This window comes from Austwickia sp. TVS 96-490-7B, from assembly GCF_019331795.1.
In the GTDB taxonomy this organism is placed as follows: domain Bacteria; phylum Actinomycetota; class Actinomycetes; order Actinomycetales; family Dermatophilaceae; genus Austwickia.
Map to the genome: position 1 here is coordinate 69,595 of NZ_JAHPZL010000001.1, position 17,185 is coordinate 86,779.

Annotated in this window: 15 protein-coding genes; 4 read left to right on the forward strand and 11 right to left on the reverse strand. The window is 63.4% G+C overall.

The window, feature by feature from the left end:
- Positions 1–423 precede the first annotated feature (423 nt).
- From KEM60_RS00325 to KEM60_RS00340, 4 genes are all read right to left on the reverse strand, one after another.
- Positions 424–723 carry a hypothetical protein gene (locus KEM60_RS00325; protein WP_219105519.1) on the reverse strand — a complete coding sequence of 100 codons (300 nt, stop codon included), beginning with the start codon at positions 721–723 and terminating at the stop codon, positions 424–426.
- Between the two features lie 15 nt (positions 724–738).
- On the reverse strand, positions 739–1,206 hold the full coding sequence (locus KEM60_RS00330; RefSeq protein WP_219105520.1) for a hypothetical protein: 468 nt from the start codon (positions 1,204–1,206) through the stop codon (positions 739–741).
- Between the two features lie 438 nt (positions 1,207–1,644).
- Complete coding sequence (locus KEM60_RS00335; RefSeq protein WP_219105521.1) at positions 1,645–1,971, reverse strand: WXG100 family type VII secretion target; 327 nt, start codon at positions 1,969–1,971, stop codon at positions 1,645–1,647.
- 62 nt (positions 1,972–2,033) lie between these two features.
- A complete protein-coding gene (locus KEM60_RS00340) occupies positions 2,034–3,266 on the reverse strand; it encodes a glycoside hydrolase family 27 protein (RefSeq protein ID WP_219105522.1) in 1,233 nt (410 codons plus the stop codon).
- Positions 3,267–3,352: 86 nt separating this feature from the next.
- Between KEM60_RS00340 and KEM60_RS00345 the strand changes: the two genes are divergently transcribed.
- Entirely contained in the window at positions 3,353–4,192 is an 840-nt protein-coding gene (locus KEM60_RS00345) for a VOC family protein (protein ID WP_219105523.1), read from the forward strand.
- 72 nt (positions 4,193–4,264) lie between these two features.
- Positions 4,265–5,482, forward strand: coding sequence for an AMP-binding protein (locus KEM60_RS00350; protein ID WP_219105524.1), 1,218 nt, complete (start codon positions 4,265–4,267; stop codon positions 5,480–5,482).
- Here the strand turns inward: KEM60_RS00350 and KEM60_RS00355 are convergent.
- The 3 genes from KEM60_RS00355 to KEM60_RS00365 form a co-directional block, all read right to left on the reverse strand.
- A complete protein-coding gene (locus tag KEM60_RS00355; RefSeq protein ID WP_255574076.1) occupies positions 5,472–6,635 on the reverse strand; it encodes an aminotransferase class I/II-fold pyridoxal phosphate-dependent enzyme in 1,164 nt (387 codons plus the stop codon). The two genes, KEM60_RS00350 and KEM60_RS00355, sit on opposite strands and share 11 nt — an antisense overlap.
- A 75-nt stretch (positions 6,636–6,710) precedes the next feature.
- The gene (locus KEM60_RS00360) at positions 6,711–7,904 is read right to left on the reverse strand and encodes an aminotransferase class I/II-fold pyridoxal phosphate-dependent enzyme (RefSeq protein WP_219105525.1); all 1,194 of its coding nucleotides are present in this window, start codon (positions 7,902–7,904) and stop codon (positions 6,711–6,713) included.
- On the reverse strand, positions 7,901–9,514 hold the full coding sequence (locus tag KEM60_RS00365) for a sodium:solute symporter (protein ID WP_219105526.1): 1,614 nt from the start codon (positions 9,512–9,514) through the stop codon (positions 7,901–7,903). The genes KEM60_RS00360 and KEM60_RS00365 overlap by 4 nt, the downstream gene beginning before the upstream one ends.
- Before the next feature lie 337 nt (positions 9,515–9,851).
- On the opposite strand from KEM60_RS00365, the gene galK reads away from it, so the two are divergent.
- Entirely contained in the window at positions 9,852–11,135 is a 1,284-nt protein-coding gene (gene galK, locus KEM60_RS00370; protein ID WP_255574077.1) for a galactokinase, read from the forward strand.
- A 13-nt stretch (positions 11,136–11,148) separates the two neighbouring features.
- Here the strand turns inward: galK and KEM60_RS00375 are convergent, their stop codons facing one another.
- Entirely contained in the window at positions 11,149–11,616 is a 468-nt protein-coding gene (locus KEM60_RS00375) for a MaoC family dehydratase (protein WP_219105527.1), read from the reverse strand.
- Positions 11,617–11,674: 58 nt separating this feature from the next.
- On the opposite strand from KEM60_RS00375, the gene fabG reads away from it, so the two are divergent.
- Entirely contained in the window at positions 11,675–12,433 is a 759-nt protein-coding gene (gene fabG / locus KEM60_RS00380) for a 3-oxoacyl-ACP reductase FabG (RefSeq protein WP_219105528.1), read from the forward strand.
- A gap of 26 nt (positions 12,434–12,459) precedes the next feature.
- On the opposite strand, the gene KEM60_RS00385 is transcribed toward fabG, so the two are convergent.
- The 3 genes from KEM60_RS00385 to KEM60_RS00395 form a co-directional block, all read right to left on the reverse strand.
- Positions 12,460–13,137 carry a histidine phosphatase family protein gene (locus KEM60_RS00385; protein WP_255574078.1) on the reverse strand — a complete coding sequence of 226 codons (678 nt, stop codon included), beginning with the start codon at positions 13,135–13,137 and terminating at the stop codon, positions 12,460–12,462.
- A gap of 26 nt (positions 13,138–13,163) precedes the next feature.
- Positions 13,164–15,593, reverse strand: coding sequence for an amino acid permease (locus tag KEM60_RS00390; RefSeq protein WP_219105529.1), 2,430 nt, complete (start codon positions 15,591–15,593; stop codon positions 13,164–13,166).
- 82 nt (positions 15,594–15,675) lie between these two features.
- The gene (locus KEM60_RS00395; RefSeq protein ID WP_219105863.1) at positions 15,676–17,049 is read right to left on the reverse strand and encodes an L-serine ammonia-lyase; all 1,374 of its coding nucleotides are present in this window, start codon (positions 17,047–17,049) and stop codon (positions 15,676–15,678) included.
- Positions 17,050–17,185: the final 136 nt, after the last annotated feature.

The window sequence follows — 17,185 nt, forward strand, 5'->3', positions numbered from 1 at the left end:
GCATCAAACACACGCCAGGGCGAGGCCGCGGCGCTGGAGGAAGCCGAACAGGCCCGCCCCCTGTCTCACCCACACACCGACATAACCCCCCGCCCACCCTCTTTCATAGGAGACACCCACCCTTACCTGATTTCCACTCCCCGACTGTGCCCACCTGGAAAACCACAACCTATTTACGAGCGGTTGTGGTTTTCCAGGTGGGCACAGTCATCGCAGGTCAGCAAGGGTGAGGGTATTCCTGGCGGAAACACGCTAAGGACACCCCAGGAACACCCTCACCCTTTGGGTTACACCAACGCCGTCACTCCTCATGGCGTTATTCACGAGAGTTTTATCGCCTTGACAAAAATCTGCAAACCTGCAGGTCATAGGCTTATCCGGCGCGCAACTCACTCCGGGGTTAAGAGCTCGTGAATAACGCCCTCAATACATTTCATTCTGCACCATAAATGCATCCAGGAGCTCTTTGGCGACTTTGGGTGAAAGCACTTCTTCGAGAGCCTTTAGCGTTGCGGAATACTCTTTCCAGTGGTCCCCGTTCTTAGTATTCTCGAAGAATGCTCTAAGAATTATTTGAGACTCCGTGCCCTTTTCGCCGATAATGTGGTATTTCGACTGCACTATATGAGTCGGTCGAGCATCTTTATCGTAGGGTCGAGTAACTTCGAGTAGGGACACTCGTTCTGCAAGGTGGATCAGTTCAGTTGCGATATCTTCAGACATAAATTCGCCTCCACCTTAAATGATGGCCCCGATGATAATGCCTAGGGTGTCGGAAATCATCTTCGCATTCCCGCCTGAGAGTCCGGCATTAAGAAGCATGTGGAAAGTCTTCTCTTTCACTACATGAGCGGGAATGTCTGTGAATTTAGCAATCTGATCTAGCACGTCTGCTACGGCGCCTTTATTCGCTTTCACAGCCGCCTTAGCAGCCTTGTCGCCCCAGTTGATTCTGTCGATGACCGCGTCGGCAGCGGGGCTGCGCAGCGCCTTCGCGAGCAGCTTCGCGCCCTGTTTCCCAGCCCAACTAGCACCGGCACGAGGTGCTGCTTCCGCATTTTGGGTATCCGCCCCCCGCGCAATGGACGTCACCGAAATATTGCTAGGGACACTCACCGGTTGTTCTGCGGCAGTCGCCGTGGGGATACCCACGGCCAAAAGCAGGAACGACATCGAAGCAACAACCAGCCTGTTTTTAGCTCTCATTTTATTATCTCCGCTCGTCGTGGGCCTTCACACTATTCAGAGATTAGGTGACTTTTCAAGCTTCTCCCCGGCGAGTCGGGATATGGACTTGGCATGGTCGCCGAAGTGGCCCCGAGCTCTTTCGCGGTCAGGCCACCCCAGTGGCTGGCCTGTGGTCGCAGCGTCCGACGGGGAGGCCGTCTTCGTCCTCGATCCAGCCGGGAGTCGGAGCAGATCGGGCAGTAAGCCCGTGGAGTAGCCGCTCGGATGGCCCTAGGAGCCTCTGGGAGGCCCTGCAGGCAGGCGGAGATGAGTGCCGGGAGGGCCCCCCCTTCCGAACTCTTCCCTGCCAGTGTTCCCCAACGAGTCGAGCTGCTCTCTTCACATCCCCTTCAACAGCTTCCAAAGAAGCCAGGTGCCGACTCACCTCACGAATCGTCGACTCAAGCACATCAAGGTTCACTCGGTAGGCCATGACAGTCCTCCCCCAGCGGAATGGATGCCTTGTTGGCCCCATGCGTCTGCACCTACGTAATCAGCGCGAGCAGCCTCACACTGTTTGCTGAGATCAAACAAAGCCTTGCGGGCTTTCGTCGCACCTTGAAGCCACTCGCGAAACGCCTTCTCGTACGCCGTGGCAGCAGCACTAGACCACTCTTTGGCCACAGCATCGACAGCCCCAGACAACCTGGACTGTTCGCGATCTAACTCCTCGGCGGCAACGCGAAGAGTGCTAGCGACACGAGCCAGCTCATCCACATTGACCTGAAACATCGCCCCAGACACGCCATGAACATAACAGGCCCCACCGACACCACACGCCACATAGCTGTATTTCGGTCAGCGCTTCATGACGATGATGGCGTGCCCCGCGGCAGCACCCGCTCCACCCGGTACATCGTGGTCCCGTGCCCAGGGGTATCCGACGTACCAATCACGTCCTCAGTGGTCATGCTGTGCCCGGTCCACACATCGGTCAGCCGATATGTCCCAGCAGGCAATCCGAGCCCAGCGATCGACGTACGAACCCTTGATGGCACTGCCCACCGGTTGGTGAGCGTCACGCTGAGCGCGCCCCCAGAGAGCGGTCGAGAGGTGATGAGGTGGTTGTCGCGATCCCAGACCACCGTGGGAGCAGCGGCGAGCGGGTCCTGGTCGATCGCGATGACATCGCTGCGTCCCAAGAGTTCCACAGTGGTGGAGTCGGCCCGATCCAGGTCAGTGCCGATCATGAGAGGGGCGCCCAGTTGCGCCCACAAGCTGAGGTGGGTGCGGTATTCCTCAGTGCACATCCCGCCGTTGCCGACCTCAAGCATGTCGGGATCGACCCATCGGCCGGGCCGGTTCCAGTGCGCGTGATCCAAGGTACGTCGGGCGATGTCGATCATCGAGGGCCACCGGTCACGGATGTCTTTGGTGGTGCGCCAGGTCTGGGCGACGTCTCCAGCCCAGGCCGGGATCGGCGTTTGCGGTTCGTAATGGGCACCCAGAGCGATCTGCCGGCCGGTGTTGTCCAGTTCGCGGCGCATCAACCGGTAAGCCTGTCGTCCAGCGACACCGTCACGGTCGGCGCGGCACCAGTCGTATTTGACGTAGTCAACGCCCCAGGTGGCGAAGGTTCGCGCGTCGTCCCGTTCATGGCCGAGGCTGCCCAGGCCAGCTCCGCGGTAGCCGTCGTAGATCTGGGCGCACGTTTTGGTGCCAGGGGTCGCATAGATGCCGAAGCGCAGTCCGCGGGCGTGCACATACTCGGCGAGCGCGGCCATGCCGTCGGGGAAGCGTTTCGGGTCGGCTTGCAACATCCCGTCTGGGGTACGTCGAGGGGCTTGCCAGCAATCGTCGACCGTGACCTGTCGGTATCCTTTCGCGGCGAGTCCGGTGCGGACCAGCGCGTCAGCGGCTCGGCGTACCTTGTCTTGGTCGATGTCGCACCGGTAGGCATTCCAGGTGTTCCATCCCATGGGTGGTCCGGTGGCGTCTGTGCCGGTGGGGTGTGGTGGGTCGTCGGTGGCAGACGCCGGGACGGCGCCACTGATCATGAGGAGCGTCAGTACGGCGACGAGAGCGGGACGCGACGTCATGTCGACCACTTTTCTGCGATATGTCGTTGGCCGCAACTAGACTCCGGAAATCCGCAGGCTCCACCTCATCGGTGAGGAGGCAGGGCATGGCTTCGTCAGCACGTATCGGACAGCCAGTGTGGCTCGATCTGATGACTCATGATGTTGAGGGCGCACGCGATTTCTATGGCTCGTTGTTTGAGTGGGAGTTCACTGATCAGGGAGCTGATTTCGGCCACTATCACCTGATCACTCGTGGTGATCAGGTGGTCGGCGGGATGATGTCGTCGCTGATGGGGATGGATGGGCCCACTGAAGAACCTCAGGGGCCGACGACGTGGAGCGTGTACCTACGCCATGACGACATTGATGTGGCGTTGACGCAGGTGCCGGAGATGGGTGGGCAGGTCGTTTTTGGGCCGATGGATGTCGCTGACCAAGGAAGGCAGGCGTACATCATGGATCCGGCGGGGGCCTATGTGGGGTTGTGGCAGCCGAGGACGATGGCAGGCCTGAGGGTCACAGGCGCGGCGGGGACGGCGGTGTGGTTTGAGACGTTGAGCACTGACTTTGATGCGGCGTTGCCGTTTTACCGGGAGGTGCTGAGGTGGGGCGAGGACGTGGTCTGGATGGGTCCGGAAGGAGAGGAACCCGTCGATGGAGTCCGCTATGTCACGTTTGGGGCAGCGGACGAGGCCTGTGCTGGTCTCTGTGATGCGGCAGCGTTCCTTCCTGAGGATGTGCCGTCGTTTTGGCGGGTGTATTTCGGCGCGAATGATGTCGATGCGGCGGTGGAGCAGGCCGTTGACTTGGGTGGGATGGTGTTGGAGAGTCCGATGGATTCGCCGTACGGGCGGTTCGCGCAACTGGCTGATCCGCAGGGTGCGATTTTCATGGTGAATTCGGTGACCGCGTCTTCACCGGATGGGCTGACCGAGCCTGCCTAGATCGGGAGAGCGCTGCGCAGGTCAGGACGAGCGGCCCTGAACACTGTTCAAGTGAGCCTCTACCCTGGAGGGGTGAACCAGCGTCCCGTCATTGCTTGGCCTCCAGCTACCGCGAGCGCCGCCGAGATCGTCGCCGATATTGACGTCCTGACCCGAGCGATGGACGGCACCGGGCCGGCGATTGCTACGGCTGGGATCATCGACCCCACCCAAACGCCGACGGTGCCCGCCGACGCTGCCGTGGTCATCGGTACGTCGGGGACCACCGGTCCGCCCAAGCCGGCGCTCCTGCCTGCCAGCGCTCTTCTCGCGGGGCGGGAGGGGGCATGTTTTGATGGCACTGGGGCGCCTGGGCAATGGCTGCTCGCCGTACCACCTGCTCATATCACGGGGTTGTGTGTCATGCTGCGTTCGCTGCGCGCGGGATATCTTCCCGTCCCCATCCAGCCTGGACATTTCGGCCCACAATCCTTCGTGGAAGCCACCCGTCGGCTCGATCCCAGCGCGCCCGCCCACTACACCACGTTGGTGCCGACCCAGTTACGACGGGTCTTAGACGACCCGGATGCTGTTGCTGCTGCCCGCACCTACGACCAAATCCTGGTGGGGGCAGCTCCCCTCCCGGATGTCGACCGCCACCGCGCCGAAGCGATGGGGATCCGCATCGTCGAGGGTTACGGACTGTCAGAGACCGCTGGCGGCTGCGTGTACGACGGTCTTCCTTTGCCGGGGACGCGCCTGCGAGTGGAGGACGACGATGTCACCGAGGACACCGGGGTGGGTCAGGGGCGGTCCACCGGTCGGATCGTGATTGGTGGGCCACGGGTGGCTTTGGGCTATCTGGGTCGTCCCGATGCTGACGAGGACTTTTGGACCGACGAGGAGGGGGTGCGTTGGTTCCGCACCAGTGACCACGGCTACCTTGACGACGACGGCCGGTTGCATGTCGTCGGCCGGGTCGATGACGTCATCAACACTGGTGGGTTGAAAGTCGCCCCAACGGTCGTGGAGTCAGCGGCGCGGGCAGCCCGGATCCCTGGTCTGCTCGACCTCATGGTGGTGGGGGTGCCGGACGACGAATGGGGTCAAGCCATCACCCTGGTGACGGTCACTGCTGATGGACATCAGGTCACCCTCCCCCAGGTTCGGTCGCTGCTCGCCGACCATCTCCCGGGATATGCCCTCCCCCGACGAGTCGTCAATGTCCCGGCGATTCCCCTCGTGGGACCTGCCAAACCAGACCGCAGGGCCGGGCTGCGCCTCGCTATGGGGCACATGGTCAGTCTCTGATCTGTGGGGTCACGTCGACGGCGGTGGTGACCTCCCGGATCACCTGGATCGCCCAGTCGACGTCAGCGGTGTCGTGGGAGGCGTGCGCAGTGAACCGCAACCACGAACCGCCGTCAGGCGTCGACGGCGGGCGAAAACAGCCGATCCGCAGGCCTCGTGCCGCTGCCGCCGCGACCGCAGCAACCGCTTCGTCTGGTCCGGGCATCGGCATCGCCAACACCGCACCAGCAGGAGTGGGCAGGCCTAAGCCTGCCGCCAACCGGGCCGCATTATCCCGGCACTGCCCTGGCAGGTCAGGGGTGTCCCGCAGCACCGCCAACGCACCCAAAGCTGCTCCCGCAGCAGCCGGAGCCAACCCCGTGTCATAAATAAACGGCCTCGCCGTGTTGAGCACATGATCCCGCACTGCACCAACCCCTGCGACCAGCCCACCCTGCGCAGCTAGCGACTTCGACAACGTTCCCGTGACCACCACGTGAGACTGACCGGAGACGTCCGCAGCGCGCAGCCCACCGCCACCGCCCGGGCCGACAACCCCGATGCCATGAGCCTCGTCGACCAGGAGCGTGGCGCCTTCCTGGGCAGTGAGCGCGACGAGATCGGCGAGTGGCGCCGCGTCGCCATACACGCTGTACACCGATTCCACCACGACCAGCGCACGCGGCTGCTGACGCGAACGCAGCAGGTCACGCACCTGATCAAGATCGTTATGGCGAGCAATAGCGACCTCACCGCGAGCCAAGCGCGCACCATCCACCAGCGAGGCGTGCACGTGCGCGTCCGAGACGATGAGCGTGTCAGCATCCCCGAGGGTGGTGACCGCCGCGAGATTCGCGTGATACCCCGTGGAGCAGACCAGAGCGGACTCCACCCCGAGCAGCCCCGCCAACTCCACCTCAAGGTGACGATGCGTGGGAGTGGTCCCGGTGACCACCCGGGACGCGCCAGCACCACCACCATCGCGACGAGCCGCCGCCACCGCTCCGTCAATCACCGAAGGGTGACGCAACAACCCGAGATAGTCGTTACCAGCGAGATCGACCGTCGGGACGCAACCCGGGACGTCGGCTTCTCGTTGCAATCCCAGCTCCCGACGCCGGGCGGCGCTCGCCGCCAGATGGGTCAACAACGGTGGGTGCGGGAAAGTAGACACGGCTCCATCCTCCCCCGGCCGGTGCCACGGCCTCCCATCGGGATGTCAGCGCCACCCCACCACACCCACACCTGCTCACCCGCTGAACAACGGCATCCGGGCGATCCGGTCGAAAGCCTCGTCGATGCGGTCTTGGTCCACGGTCAATGCCAACCGCAGGAAACCCTCCCCAGCATCGCCGAATGCGATCCCTGGGATGGTCAACACGTGGGCCTGCTCAAAGATCTGGTCGGCGACCTCCACACTGCTCAGGCCGGTAGAACGGATATCCACCCACAAATAGATGCTGCCCTGCGGGGAAAGCGCCGTCATTCCCGGTGTCGCCACGACTCGTTCATAGGCGTGCACCACCCGTTCCCGGTAGAGCTCCCGGATCGGTGGCTGGATCTCGTGCCGTCGACGTAACGCATGCACAGCGGCGCGTTGACTGACCGACGGGGCCGTGAACACGTTGTTCTCGTTGACATCCTTCATCACCCGGATCAGCGCGGACGGCCCCAGGACATACCCGATCCGCCACCCCGTCATCAGGTAGTCCTTGGAGAGCGAGTTGATCGTGACGGTGCGTTCGACCATGCCGGGGATCGTCACAAACGGCCGGAACGGCTCGGCATAACTGAACAACGTATAAATCTCATCGGCGATCACCACCAGGTCATGACGATCCGCGAGCGAGGCGATCGCTTCCTGCGTGGCCCGGGACAGGCAGGCCCCGGTGGGATTGGCGGGGGTGTTGAGGATGATTGCCCGGGTGCGTTCGGTCAGTGCCGCTTCGAGGGCGTCGACGCGCAGCTGGTATCCGTCCTCAGGGTGGGTGTCGACCACGACGGGCACGCCACGGGCAAGACGGACCTGGTGCGGGTAGGGCGTGAAATACGGTGCGGCGATGATCACTTCGTCGCCGTCGTTGAGGATCGATTCCAAGACCAGCCACATGGCGTGGCATCCGGAGGTGGTGACCATCACCCCGTCTGGGTCGTGCTGGTGACTGTGATCTTCCAGGTAGGTGGTCAGGATCTGCGCGCGGAGCTCCGGATCGCCGTAACTGTCGGTGTAGTGGGTGTGACCGGCGTGAGCGTCGGCGGCGGCCGCATCGATGATGCCTGGGTCGGTGGTGAGTTCTGGGTCGCCCAGGCTGAGGTTGATGGTGTCCGGGTAGAGAGTGGCGCGGTCCACGGAACTACTCATCGGAGTGGTCGCCATGTCCCGATACCGTCCGGAAATCAGCCGGGACGGGTCGGTCCGGTCGGGATGGTTTGCGTCAGTCATGCGTTCTTCCCGCCGTACGTCGGGTCGTCGGTGGTCGTGCCTGCTGGTACGGCGGCGGGCAGGGCGTCGTCGAACTGGAGGTTCGCGGGGCGGCGGTGGGTGTCCAGGACGGTGCACACGGTGTAGACGAGCAATCCGACGGTCATGCCGACCATGATCGGGTAGTTTCCGCCGATGGCCCAGTCCGCAGCAGCTTTCTTCCCGAAGGCCTCAGCGGCTAAGCCGCTCTCCCCGTAACACATGGTGCCTGCGACGCCGACGGCGCTCAGCGACAGCGACAACATGCCGGCGCGAGGTGAGACGGTGCGCAGGAAGAACGCGGCGACGACGGGGACAAAAACACATCCGGAGAGGAACCCGTAAGCCAGGTCGAGTGCTTTGAAGAGGTCTTCGATCACCACGGCGAGGACGATCACGACCAGGCCGATGGCGAGGGCAATCCCCCGGTTGACCCACACCTCATGGGAGGAGCCATGACGTTCTTGTGCGTCTTGGTTGCGTTGCACCGCAGAGGAAGTCAACGCTTCCCGATCGTCAGCTGGAGCCGACACGGCGGCGTCACGCTGGCCACGGACCAACCGCAGGTAGAGGTCGTTGTAGACGACGGTGGAGCAGGCAAGGATGGTGCCGGACGCCACGGACATTGCGGCGGCCATCGCGGCGGCGAGCAACAGACCGGCCAACCCAGGCGGCAAGAAGGTCTCCACCCCCACCGCGAAGGTCTGTGGGGGTTTGGCAACGCTCACTCCTGCGGCCAGGACCGCCAAACCAAGGAGCACCGCAGCGAAGCCGTAAATGATCGAGTAAACGCCGGCGAGGATGGTGCCGGTGCGGGCAATCTTCTCGTTGCGCGCGGTGAACATGCGCTGCCAGATGTCCTGACCGATGACCAAGCCAGGCACATAGAGCAAGATCCAGTAGAGCGTCCCGGAGAAGCCCATCGCCCACGGATCCCAATGCCCTGCCGGCACCTTGTCGATCAGCCCGGACAGCCCACCCACCTGAGGCGAGGCCAACGCAAAGATCGGGATCAGCAACACGATGCCGAGAGTTTTGATGACGAACTGAACGATGTCGGTCATAGTGACCGCCCACATGCCACCCAGGAAGGTGTAGAACACCACGACGCTGCCGCCGACGAGCATGGCGATGCGGCTATCCCAACCAAAAATCTGCGAGAGGATGCTGCCCATCGACACGACCTGCACCACAGTCAATGAGACCGTGTAGACGATGGTGAGGATCGCCCCGAGGACGCGAGCACCGGCACCGTAGTTACGTTCAATGACTTCGTTGATTGACAGGGCGCGCAGTCGGGACAGTTTGGAACTGATGAGGACGCCCAGCAGGATCAAGCCGAGGCCGAGACTGCCACCGACCCACAAACCTGCGACTCCGACAGTCAATCCCTTCTGCGCGCCACCAACAGTGACCGCCCCGCCGACTGCCATAGCCGCCATGCAGCCGAAGAACAGTGGGAAACCAAGTCGTCGTCCCGCGAGGAGATAGTCGTCGCGCTCGCGGGCAAACCGGGTCGAGCCGAATCCAATGGCAATCATGACCAGGACGTAGCCTGCGATCACCGCATAGTCCAGGGGCGACAGCGTCATGCCCGCTCCTACCAACCGTGACTGCCGGTGTGCTGTGGCCCGTGAGGGAGAGCTATCGCTGCTCGGCGAGAGGCGACGGCACGTGGCGGTCCTTCTGGGCGTGGCTGTGGGTGAGCCACGGCCATCGGCTGCGGCGATGGCGGGCCCATCGTTGCATACTTATCGATGCTCGTGAGAACTCATTCATTAATGATTCCCACTCCCCGACGACATGACCTTGCCACAGCTCGCCGTCACAGGCACCACAGATGTGACCAGATAGACAGCGGCGTAACGTGACTGCACACCACCGCAGACTCAGCGACGGAGCAGACCGCGGCACGAGGAGCAGCGCAACGTGATCCATAACACATCATCTCGGTGCATCCCACTCGCTTCAGGAGAGGATCTGACGTGGCTGACCGCATGGTCAGATGAGGAAGGGGCACACCGCGCACGCCACTTGCTGCGGGACACCTACGACGTCGCCGCTGACGGCGTCTGGGCCGCCCCCGGGCGAGTCAACCTCATCGGAGAACACGTCGACTACAACGCCGGACTCTGCCTCCCCCTCGCGCTACCACACCGCGCCTTCCTCGCTCTACGCGCTCGCGACGACCACGTCGTACGCCTCGTCACTGACCTCAACCAGCCCCCCTGGGAAGGAACCCTGGACCAGATTCGCCCCGGCGGAGTCACCGGATGGGTGGCCTACGTCGCTGGTCCCGCCTGGGCCCTAGCTGACTCCAGCCACGACCGACGTACCGGCTTCGACGCCGCTCTCGTGTCATGCGTCCCCCTCGGTGCGGGCCTGTCCTCTTCCGCGGCCGTGGCCTGCGTCACCGCTATTGCTCTCGACGAGACATGGGGCCTGGGGCTCAGCAACGACGACTCGGGGCGGGCCCAGCTCGCCGATGCCTGCGTCCGCGCCGAAAACCATGTTGCGGGGGCACCCACCGGCGGCATGGACCAATCAGCATCGCTGCGCTGCACCTCAGATCACGGCCTACTCCTGGACTGCCAGGATGCCAGCGGACAGCAGGTCCCCCTCGCGTTGGCCGCTGCGGGGCTTGCCTTACTCGTCATCGACACCCGCGCCCCCCACGCCCTCACTGACGGCCATTACGGACGTCGCCGCGCCGACTGCGAAGCCGCGGCCGTCGACCTCGGCGTCGCCTCCCTACGCGAGATCGCTGATCGCCTCCCTCCTGATCGCACCTCCCCCGATCAAGATCAGCCCCTGATAGATGTCCTCGCCCATATCGACGACCCCACTCGCCGCCGACGGGTCCGACATGTCCTCACCGAGATCGCCCGCGTCCGCCACGCTGCCGCCCAACTAGCCACCGATGATTGGGTCGGACTGGGACACACCCTCAACGCCTCCCACGATTCGCTGCGCGATGACTACGAGGTGACCTGTCGCGAACTCGACCTAGCCGTCGACACCGCCCGCGCCGCAGGGGCCCTGGGCGCCAGGATGACCGGCGGTGGTTTCGGTGGATCCGCAATTGCCCTGGTCAACCAGGACAGGGTCGACCAGGTCTCCCGAGCAGTAGCCGACGCTTTTGCTGCCCACCAGCTCATCCCACCAGCTTTCCTGCTCGCTCAAGCCGCCGCCGGAGCCGGACGCATGAGGTGACCTGCTCGGGTCGTCACCCCGTGACGACCCGAGCCAACACTCTCGCCACCACCACCGGCCGCTCTGTCGCCGAACACCAGGTCTGCTGATCCATCGCCACTTGAAAGCCACCGGCGACCGGAGTCACCGCATCCACCGTCATCGTCATCCGCACCCGCGAACCCACCGGCGCCGACGCTGGGAAACGCACCCGGTCATATCCATAATTCAGGACGTGACCTAAGCCACTCAGACGCAACAGATCTGCTGAAAACATCGGACCCAGCGACAACAGGAAAAGCCCATGCGCGATCGTGCCACCCCACGGGCTATCCACGGCCCGCCGGACGTCCACATGGATCCACTGCCGATCCTCACTGGCCTCCGCAAACGCCCCCACCCGCTCTTGAGTGAGGTCAAACCACTCACCCGGGCCCATTTCTACCCCGGCCAGGGCTGCTAACTCCTCCCCCGTTTCCGGACACCACACCTGAGGCACCATCAATAGCTCCCTCTCTCGCTAGGGTGACCATGCCACAGCCAGCTCCAAGGAGACCCCCGTGAACACTCCCCCCAGGACCGCGATCGTCACCGGAGCCGCCCAAGGCATCGGCGCCGCCATCGCCATCCGACTCGCCGCGCAGGGACGCGCCGTGGCAGTCCTCGACCGACGCGGCGAGGACTGCGCTGCCACTGTTGACACCATCCGAGCCGCCGGCGGACAAGCCGTCGCCATCGCCGCCGATGTCACCGACCCCTCCGCCGTCGCGGCCGCCGTCGACCAGACCATCCAACTCCTCAGCGCCCCCACCATCCTGGTCAACAACGCCGGAATCGTCCGAGACGCGCTGATCCACACCATGGACCTCACCGACTGGGATGACGTCATCGCCGTGCATCTACGTGGCGCTTTCCTCATGACGCGCGCCGTGCAACGTCATATGGTGGACGCCCGCTTCGGCCGGATCGTCACCCTGTCCTCAACCTCCGCGCTCGGCAACCGCGGCCAACTCAACTACGCCACCGCCAAAGCTGGCCTGCAAGGCTTCACCAAAACCGCTGCCTTAGAACTCGGCCGCTTCGGAATCACCGCCAACGCCATCGCCCCCGGCTTCATCGCCACCGACATGACCCGACAGACTGCACAACGTCTCGGGCTCACCTTCGACGAATTCACCGCCCAAGCTGCCTCAGCCATCCCGGTCGGACGGGTCGGCACCCCCGACGACATCGCTGCCCTCGCGGCATATCTCACCGGCGAGGAATCAGGATTCGTTTCCGGGCAAGTCATCTACGCCGCAGGTGGCCCAAAAAGCTGACACCACGGCTGAGCCCCACCGTCCGCTTAAGGCTGAGAATCAAGCTGCGGCATCACCGTCGGATCTCCCGCACCGGGATCATCCAGATGTGCCCCGCCCAACGGCTCAGCACACCACCCCGTCATCTCCCACCCACCGCGAGGATCACCCTCCAACACCACCATCCCGGTGTTGCTCAACCAGTGCGGCGCGACGACATCGAACGAAATGTTGTCCGCACGGGCTGCGGCGTACGTGCGGATCATCGCCCCATGCGAAAAGATCACCGCCGTACGGTGACCGGCAGCAGCGATCTCCTGCACCACCTCATCACAACGGGAGATGACCTGTGTCATGTTCTCGCCGCCCGGCACCGCCCGAGAAGGATCCTGCTGCCACGAAAAGACCGCGTCGACATACGCTCGAATCGCCTCCTCGTCATGACGCATCTCGTAGATCCCGGCCGCGATCTCCGCCAAACCAGCACGTACCTGCACCTCCAGACCCCGCTGCGCAGCCAACGGAGCCGCCGTCTGCTGAGTCCGCACCAACGCCGACGCATAAATCGCATCAATGGGTTCGTCGGCGAGTGCTGCTGGGATTGCGGCTGCCTGTTGCCGACCCATGTCGGTCAGGTCAGCGCCGGGAAAAGCAGTGTCCAACGCGTGGATCACGTTGGAGGAGGTTTGGCCATGTCGGATGAGGAGCAAGCGCATGAGGCTCATCCTCGCACCGGCGAGTGCGGCCACGGTCACCGAGGCAGCAAGGTGTAGAGCGGATTAGCTAACGACAGGTGACCGTGGGTCCGACCCACCGCGCCTTCAGCCATCAGCGCCACCCCCGGTTCGATTCCGATGATCTCCCGGCGGCCATAAAACACCAGTTCGATCCCACCCGTCTGGTCGACCAACTCCACCATCAGCGAAGCATGTCCCGCGATCGGAGAGACCTGCACTGACCGGACCCGACCGCACACCCGGACTCGATCCCGGCGAGTGATCTGCCCAATCCAGGTAGCCCCCGGATGCGGGTGCTCCGGCAGGTCCTGGGCGGCGAGATCCGCACCGACCGGACGTGGCGGCGAAGGAACCGAACTCCCCACCGGAGTGGTCACCGCCAACGCTTCGTCCAGCGCCGCGGTGGCAGACATGGTGGCGGAGACCCCAGCAGCAGCAACTGAGCGAGCGTGCCGCAACGGACCACGTACGTCGAACGGCACGATCGTGGCAACGGCGCCTGGCACTGACGACAACGCTGCCGAGATCTTGTCAGCGGTGTGATCGTGCAACACCCGACCCATCAGCCCATAACTTCGCCGAGGCAGGATGACTGTCACCTGCGCGCCACTGCGTTCGTCAGCGATCCGGGCTACCAACTCCACCACAGAGCGCTCCAGTCGACGATCCGGGCATTCCACCAGATGCAAAGGCACCGTCCCAGTGGCATCGGCCGCCCACGCTGCGTGCAGCCGCCGCGCCTGCGCCATATCCAGAACCACGTGCACCGCCCGGATCTCGTCGGCACGCAACGACTTGGCGTAGGACAGCGCTCGCAGCGCAGCAAGATCGACCGTATCGACCAGGACCACGATGGTGCTCCGGCTGGCCCGGGGTGCGACAGCCTGCTCTGGGACTGCTTCCAGCAGGCGTGCCTCGGCGACGTACACCCGTCGAAGACGCAGCAGCACCGGCACCAGGACGGCAAACATGACGACCACCAGCCAGGCGCCTTCAGTGAACTTCGTGACCGCGAAGATCACCACCACCAGCGCTGCTACGCATCCCACGGCGAAGTCCAGGACACCTTTAGTGTGCCGATTCCGGTCAGAACGGTCAGCGTGCTGACCGAGGAAATGTTTGGCCATGCCAAATCCAGCGAGGGTGAACCCAGTGAACACCCCGATCGCGTAAAAAGCGACGAGTTTGTCGACGTGAGCGCCGGTCCCGATCAGCAAGATCAACGCGACAACGGCGAGGACGACAATGCCATTGGAAAAGGCCAGTCGGTGTCCCCGCTTGGTCAACCAGCGCGGCAGGAAACCGTCCTGTGCGACGAAATTTGCCAGGAAAGGGAATCCGTTGAACGGGGTGTTTGCCCCCGTGTAGAGGATGAGACAGGTCGCAGCCTGCACGATGTAAAAACCAAGATGGCCCCAAGTGCTATCCCCCAACGCTGCTCGCGTGACCTGAGAGATGACGGTGGGATTGCCATCGGTGTAGGGAACGGCGTGGGTGACATGCGCGAGCCAAGACACCCCCAGCACCAGCGATCCGAGGAGCAGGCTCATCACCACCAGCGTGCGCCGGGCATTGGGGCCGACCGGGGTGCGAAATGCACTGACACCGTTGCTGATCGCTTCAAGACCGGTGAGGGAAGACCCACCATTAGCAAATGCCTTCAACAGGATGTAGACCGCACCGATGGTCAGCAAGCCACTGCCAGAGCCCACGGGGTAGGCGCCATGCGCTGTGGTCGGGTCATAGGTGGGGAGATTCCCCGTGAGTTCCTTGACGATCCCCGTGACAATGACCACGCCCATGGATGCCACGAAGAAATATGTCGGAAATGCAAACGCCCGCCCCGCTTCTCGCAGTCCGCGAAGATTGCCATAGAAAAGGATGAGGACCACCCCGACAGTGATCTCCAGTTTGTATCCGTCTAAAGCAGGAATCGCTGAGACCACTGCATCCGTGCCCGCCGCAGACTGGACAGCGACAGTGACGATGTAGTCGAGCATCAAGGCGACTGCGGCAACCTGCGCGACCAGCGGTCCGAAGTTTTCCCGAGCCACCACGTAGCTCCCACCAGCCTGGGTGTAAAGCATCACCACTTGGCGGTAACACAGCGTGACCAAGGTGAGGATGAGCAGGATGACCGCGGTCATCGGCATCAGGATGTCGTATGACGCCAAACCAAACAAGGGCAGCAGGACCAGCAAGATCTCTTCAGTGCCATACGCCGAGGAACTGATGCAGTCGCTGGAGAGCACCCCCAGGGCCAGGGTGTTGGAGAGCTTTTCGTGCGCGGCTTCGTCGTTGGTCAACGGTCGACCCAACAGTCGCCTTTTGGCGCGGTAAGAGAGACGTTCCGGCAAGGACGTCGTCACGCTCAGTGGACGAGCAGCGACAGCAGGTACGTCGTGGCGTCGTACCTCATTTTCAGCCGTAGATTGTTCAGGCACGTACGCCGATGCTACGCCTGCAAGTTAGCGTTGTGGAGGCGGGGCGCACCTCTCTCTGGACGCCCCGGACACCGCCGTACGATCAGCATTCGATGACGTTGACGGCAAGCCCTCCACGAGCGGTTTCCTTATATTTTTCCTGCATATCCCGACCGGTGTCGCGCATCGTAGCGACGACTTTGTCGAGGCTGACCACGTGGGTGCCGTCACCTCGCAGCGCGGCGCGAGCGGCAGCGATGGCCTTCACCGAGGCGATCGCATTGCGTTCGATGCAGGGAATCTGCACGAGCCCTCCGACAGGGTCACAGGTCAGTCCAAGGTTGTGTTCCATTCCGATCTCAGCGGCGTTTTCGATTTGCGCAGCGGTGCCACCGAGCACGGCCGCAAATCCTGCTGCCGCCATCGAACAGGCCGACCCGACCTCACCTTGGCAACCAACCTCAGCCCCAGAAATTGACGCGTTGATCTTGTAGATCATGCCTACTGCGCCAGCAACCAGCAGGAAGCGCATCACTCCTTCGTCGTCGGCGCCACGGACGAAATGCGTGTAATAGTGCAAGACCGCCGGGATGATGCCAGCAGCGCCGTTAGTGGGGGCCGTGACGACCCGACCGCCGGCGGCGTTTTCTTCGTTGACCGCTAACGCCCACAGCGTCACCCAGTCCATGCCGCGCATGGGGTCGTCGGAGCCTTCTTCCAGGCGGAGTCGCAACGCCAGTTCAGGGGCGCGGCGCCGGACCCGCAACCCACCGGGGAGGATGCCTTCGGTGCGGATGCCGTTGGCGACGCAGTCCTGCATCACCTGCCAGATCCGCATCAGCCCGTCACGGATGTCGGTGTCGCTGCGCCAGCATCGTTCGTTTTCCCACACCATTCGGGAGATAGACAGTCCTGTTTCGGCTTCCCGGGCGAGCATCTGCGCGCCAGTGGTGAAGGGGTGCGGCACGGGGGTGTCGTCTTCGACGAGTTTTTCGTGCCCGTAGGCGCGGCCGTCGACCACGAAGCCGCCACCGATGGAGTAGTACGTCCGGTCGGTGAGGGTGTTGCCTGCGTCGTCGTACGCGGTGAAAGTCACCCCGTTGGGGTGGGCTGGCAACGTCGTCAACGGGTGAAGCACCAGATCGGCTTCGGGATCAAAGTCGATGGTGCGGCGCCCATAAAGCGAGAGTCGCCGTTCGGCACGTACTGCCGCGACGTGCTCGGCGACAGCTCTCGGATCGACGTCTTCGGGGATCTGGCCGAGCAGGCCGAGAATGACGGCGGTGTCGGTGCCGTGACCGCGTGCGGTGGCTGCGAGGCTGCCATACAGATCAACTTGGACCCGAGCGACCCTGGACATTCGGTCATCCTTGTCCAAGGCGGTGAAGAACGTCCCGGCCGCTCGCATCGGCCCCACGGTGTGTGAGCTGGAGGGTCCGATGCCGACGGAGAACAGGTCAAAGACGCTCAGCGCCATGGTGCGGGAATCTTTCTGCCAGGCGGCCCGCACGGGGGCCGAGGGTCGACCGGTCAGTCAGGACCGGGTGGATGCCCCGCCCCGGATGACGTCAGGGGCGGGTTCACAGGGGGTACGTCGTAGCTGTTCCGGATTT

What these genes read in the sequence shown, in the direction of transcription:
- KEM60_RS00325 (WP_219105519.1), bottom strand. Translation starts at nt 723, where the DNA reads ATGTCTGAAGATATCGCAACTGAACTGATCCACCTTGCAGAACGAGTG.
- KEM60_RS00330 (WP_219105520.1), bottom strand. Translation starts at nt 1,206, where the DNA reads ATGAGAGCTAAAAACAGGCTGGTTGTTGCTTCGATGTCGTTCCTGCTT.
- KEM60_RS00340 (WP_219105522.1), bottom strand. Translation starts at nt 3,266, where the DNA reads ATGACGTCGCGTCCCGCTCTCGTCGCCGTACTGACGCTCCTCATGATC.
- KEM60_RS00345 (WP_219105523.1), top strand. Translation starts at nt 3,353, where the DNA reads ATGGCTTCGTCAGCACGTATCGGACAGCCAGTGTGGCTCGATCTGATG.
- KEM60_RS00360 (WP_219105525.1), bottom strand. Translation starts at nt 7,904, where the DNA reads ATGACTGACGCAAACCATCCCGACCGGACCGACCCGTCCCGGCTGATT.
- KEM60_RS00365 (WP_219105526.1), bottom strand. Translation starts at nt 9,514, where the DNA reads ATGACGCTGTCGCCCCTGGACTATGCGGTGATCGCAGGCTACGTCCTG.
- KEM60_RS00375 (WP_219105527.1), bottom strand. Translation starts at nt 11,616, where the DNA reads ATGGTGCCTCAGGTGTGGTGTCCGGAAACGGGGGAGGAGTTAGCAGCC.
- KEM60_RS00385 (WP_255574078.1), bottom strand. Translation starts at nt 13,137, where the DNA reads ATGAGCCTCATGCGCTTGCTCCTCATCCGACATGGCCAAACCTCCTCC.
- KEM60_RS00395 (WP_219105863.1), bottom strand. Translation starts at nt 17,049, where the DNA reads ATGGCGCTGAGCGTCTTTGACCTGTTCTCCGTCGGCATCGGACCCTCC.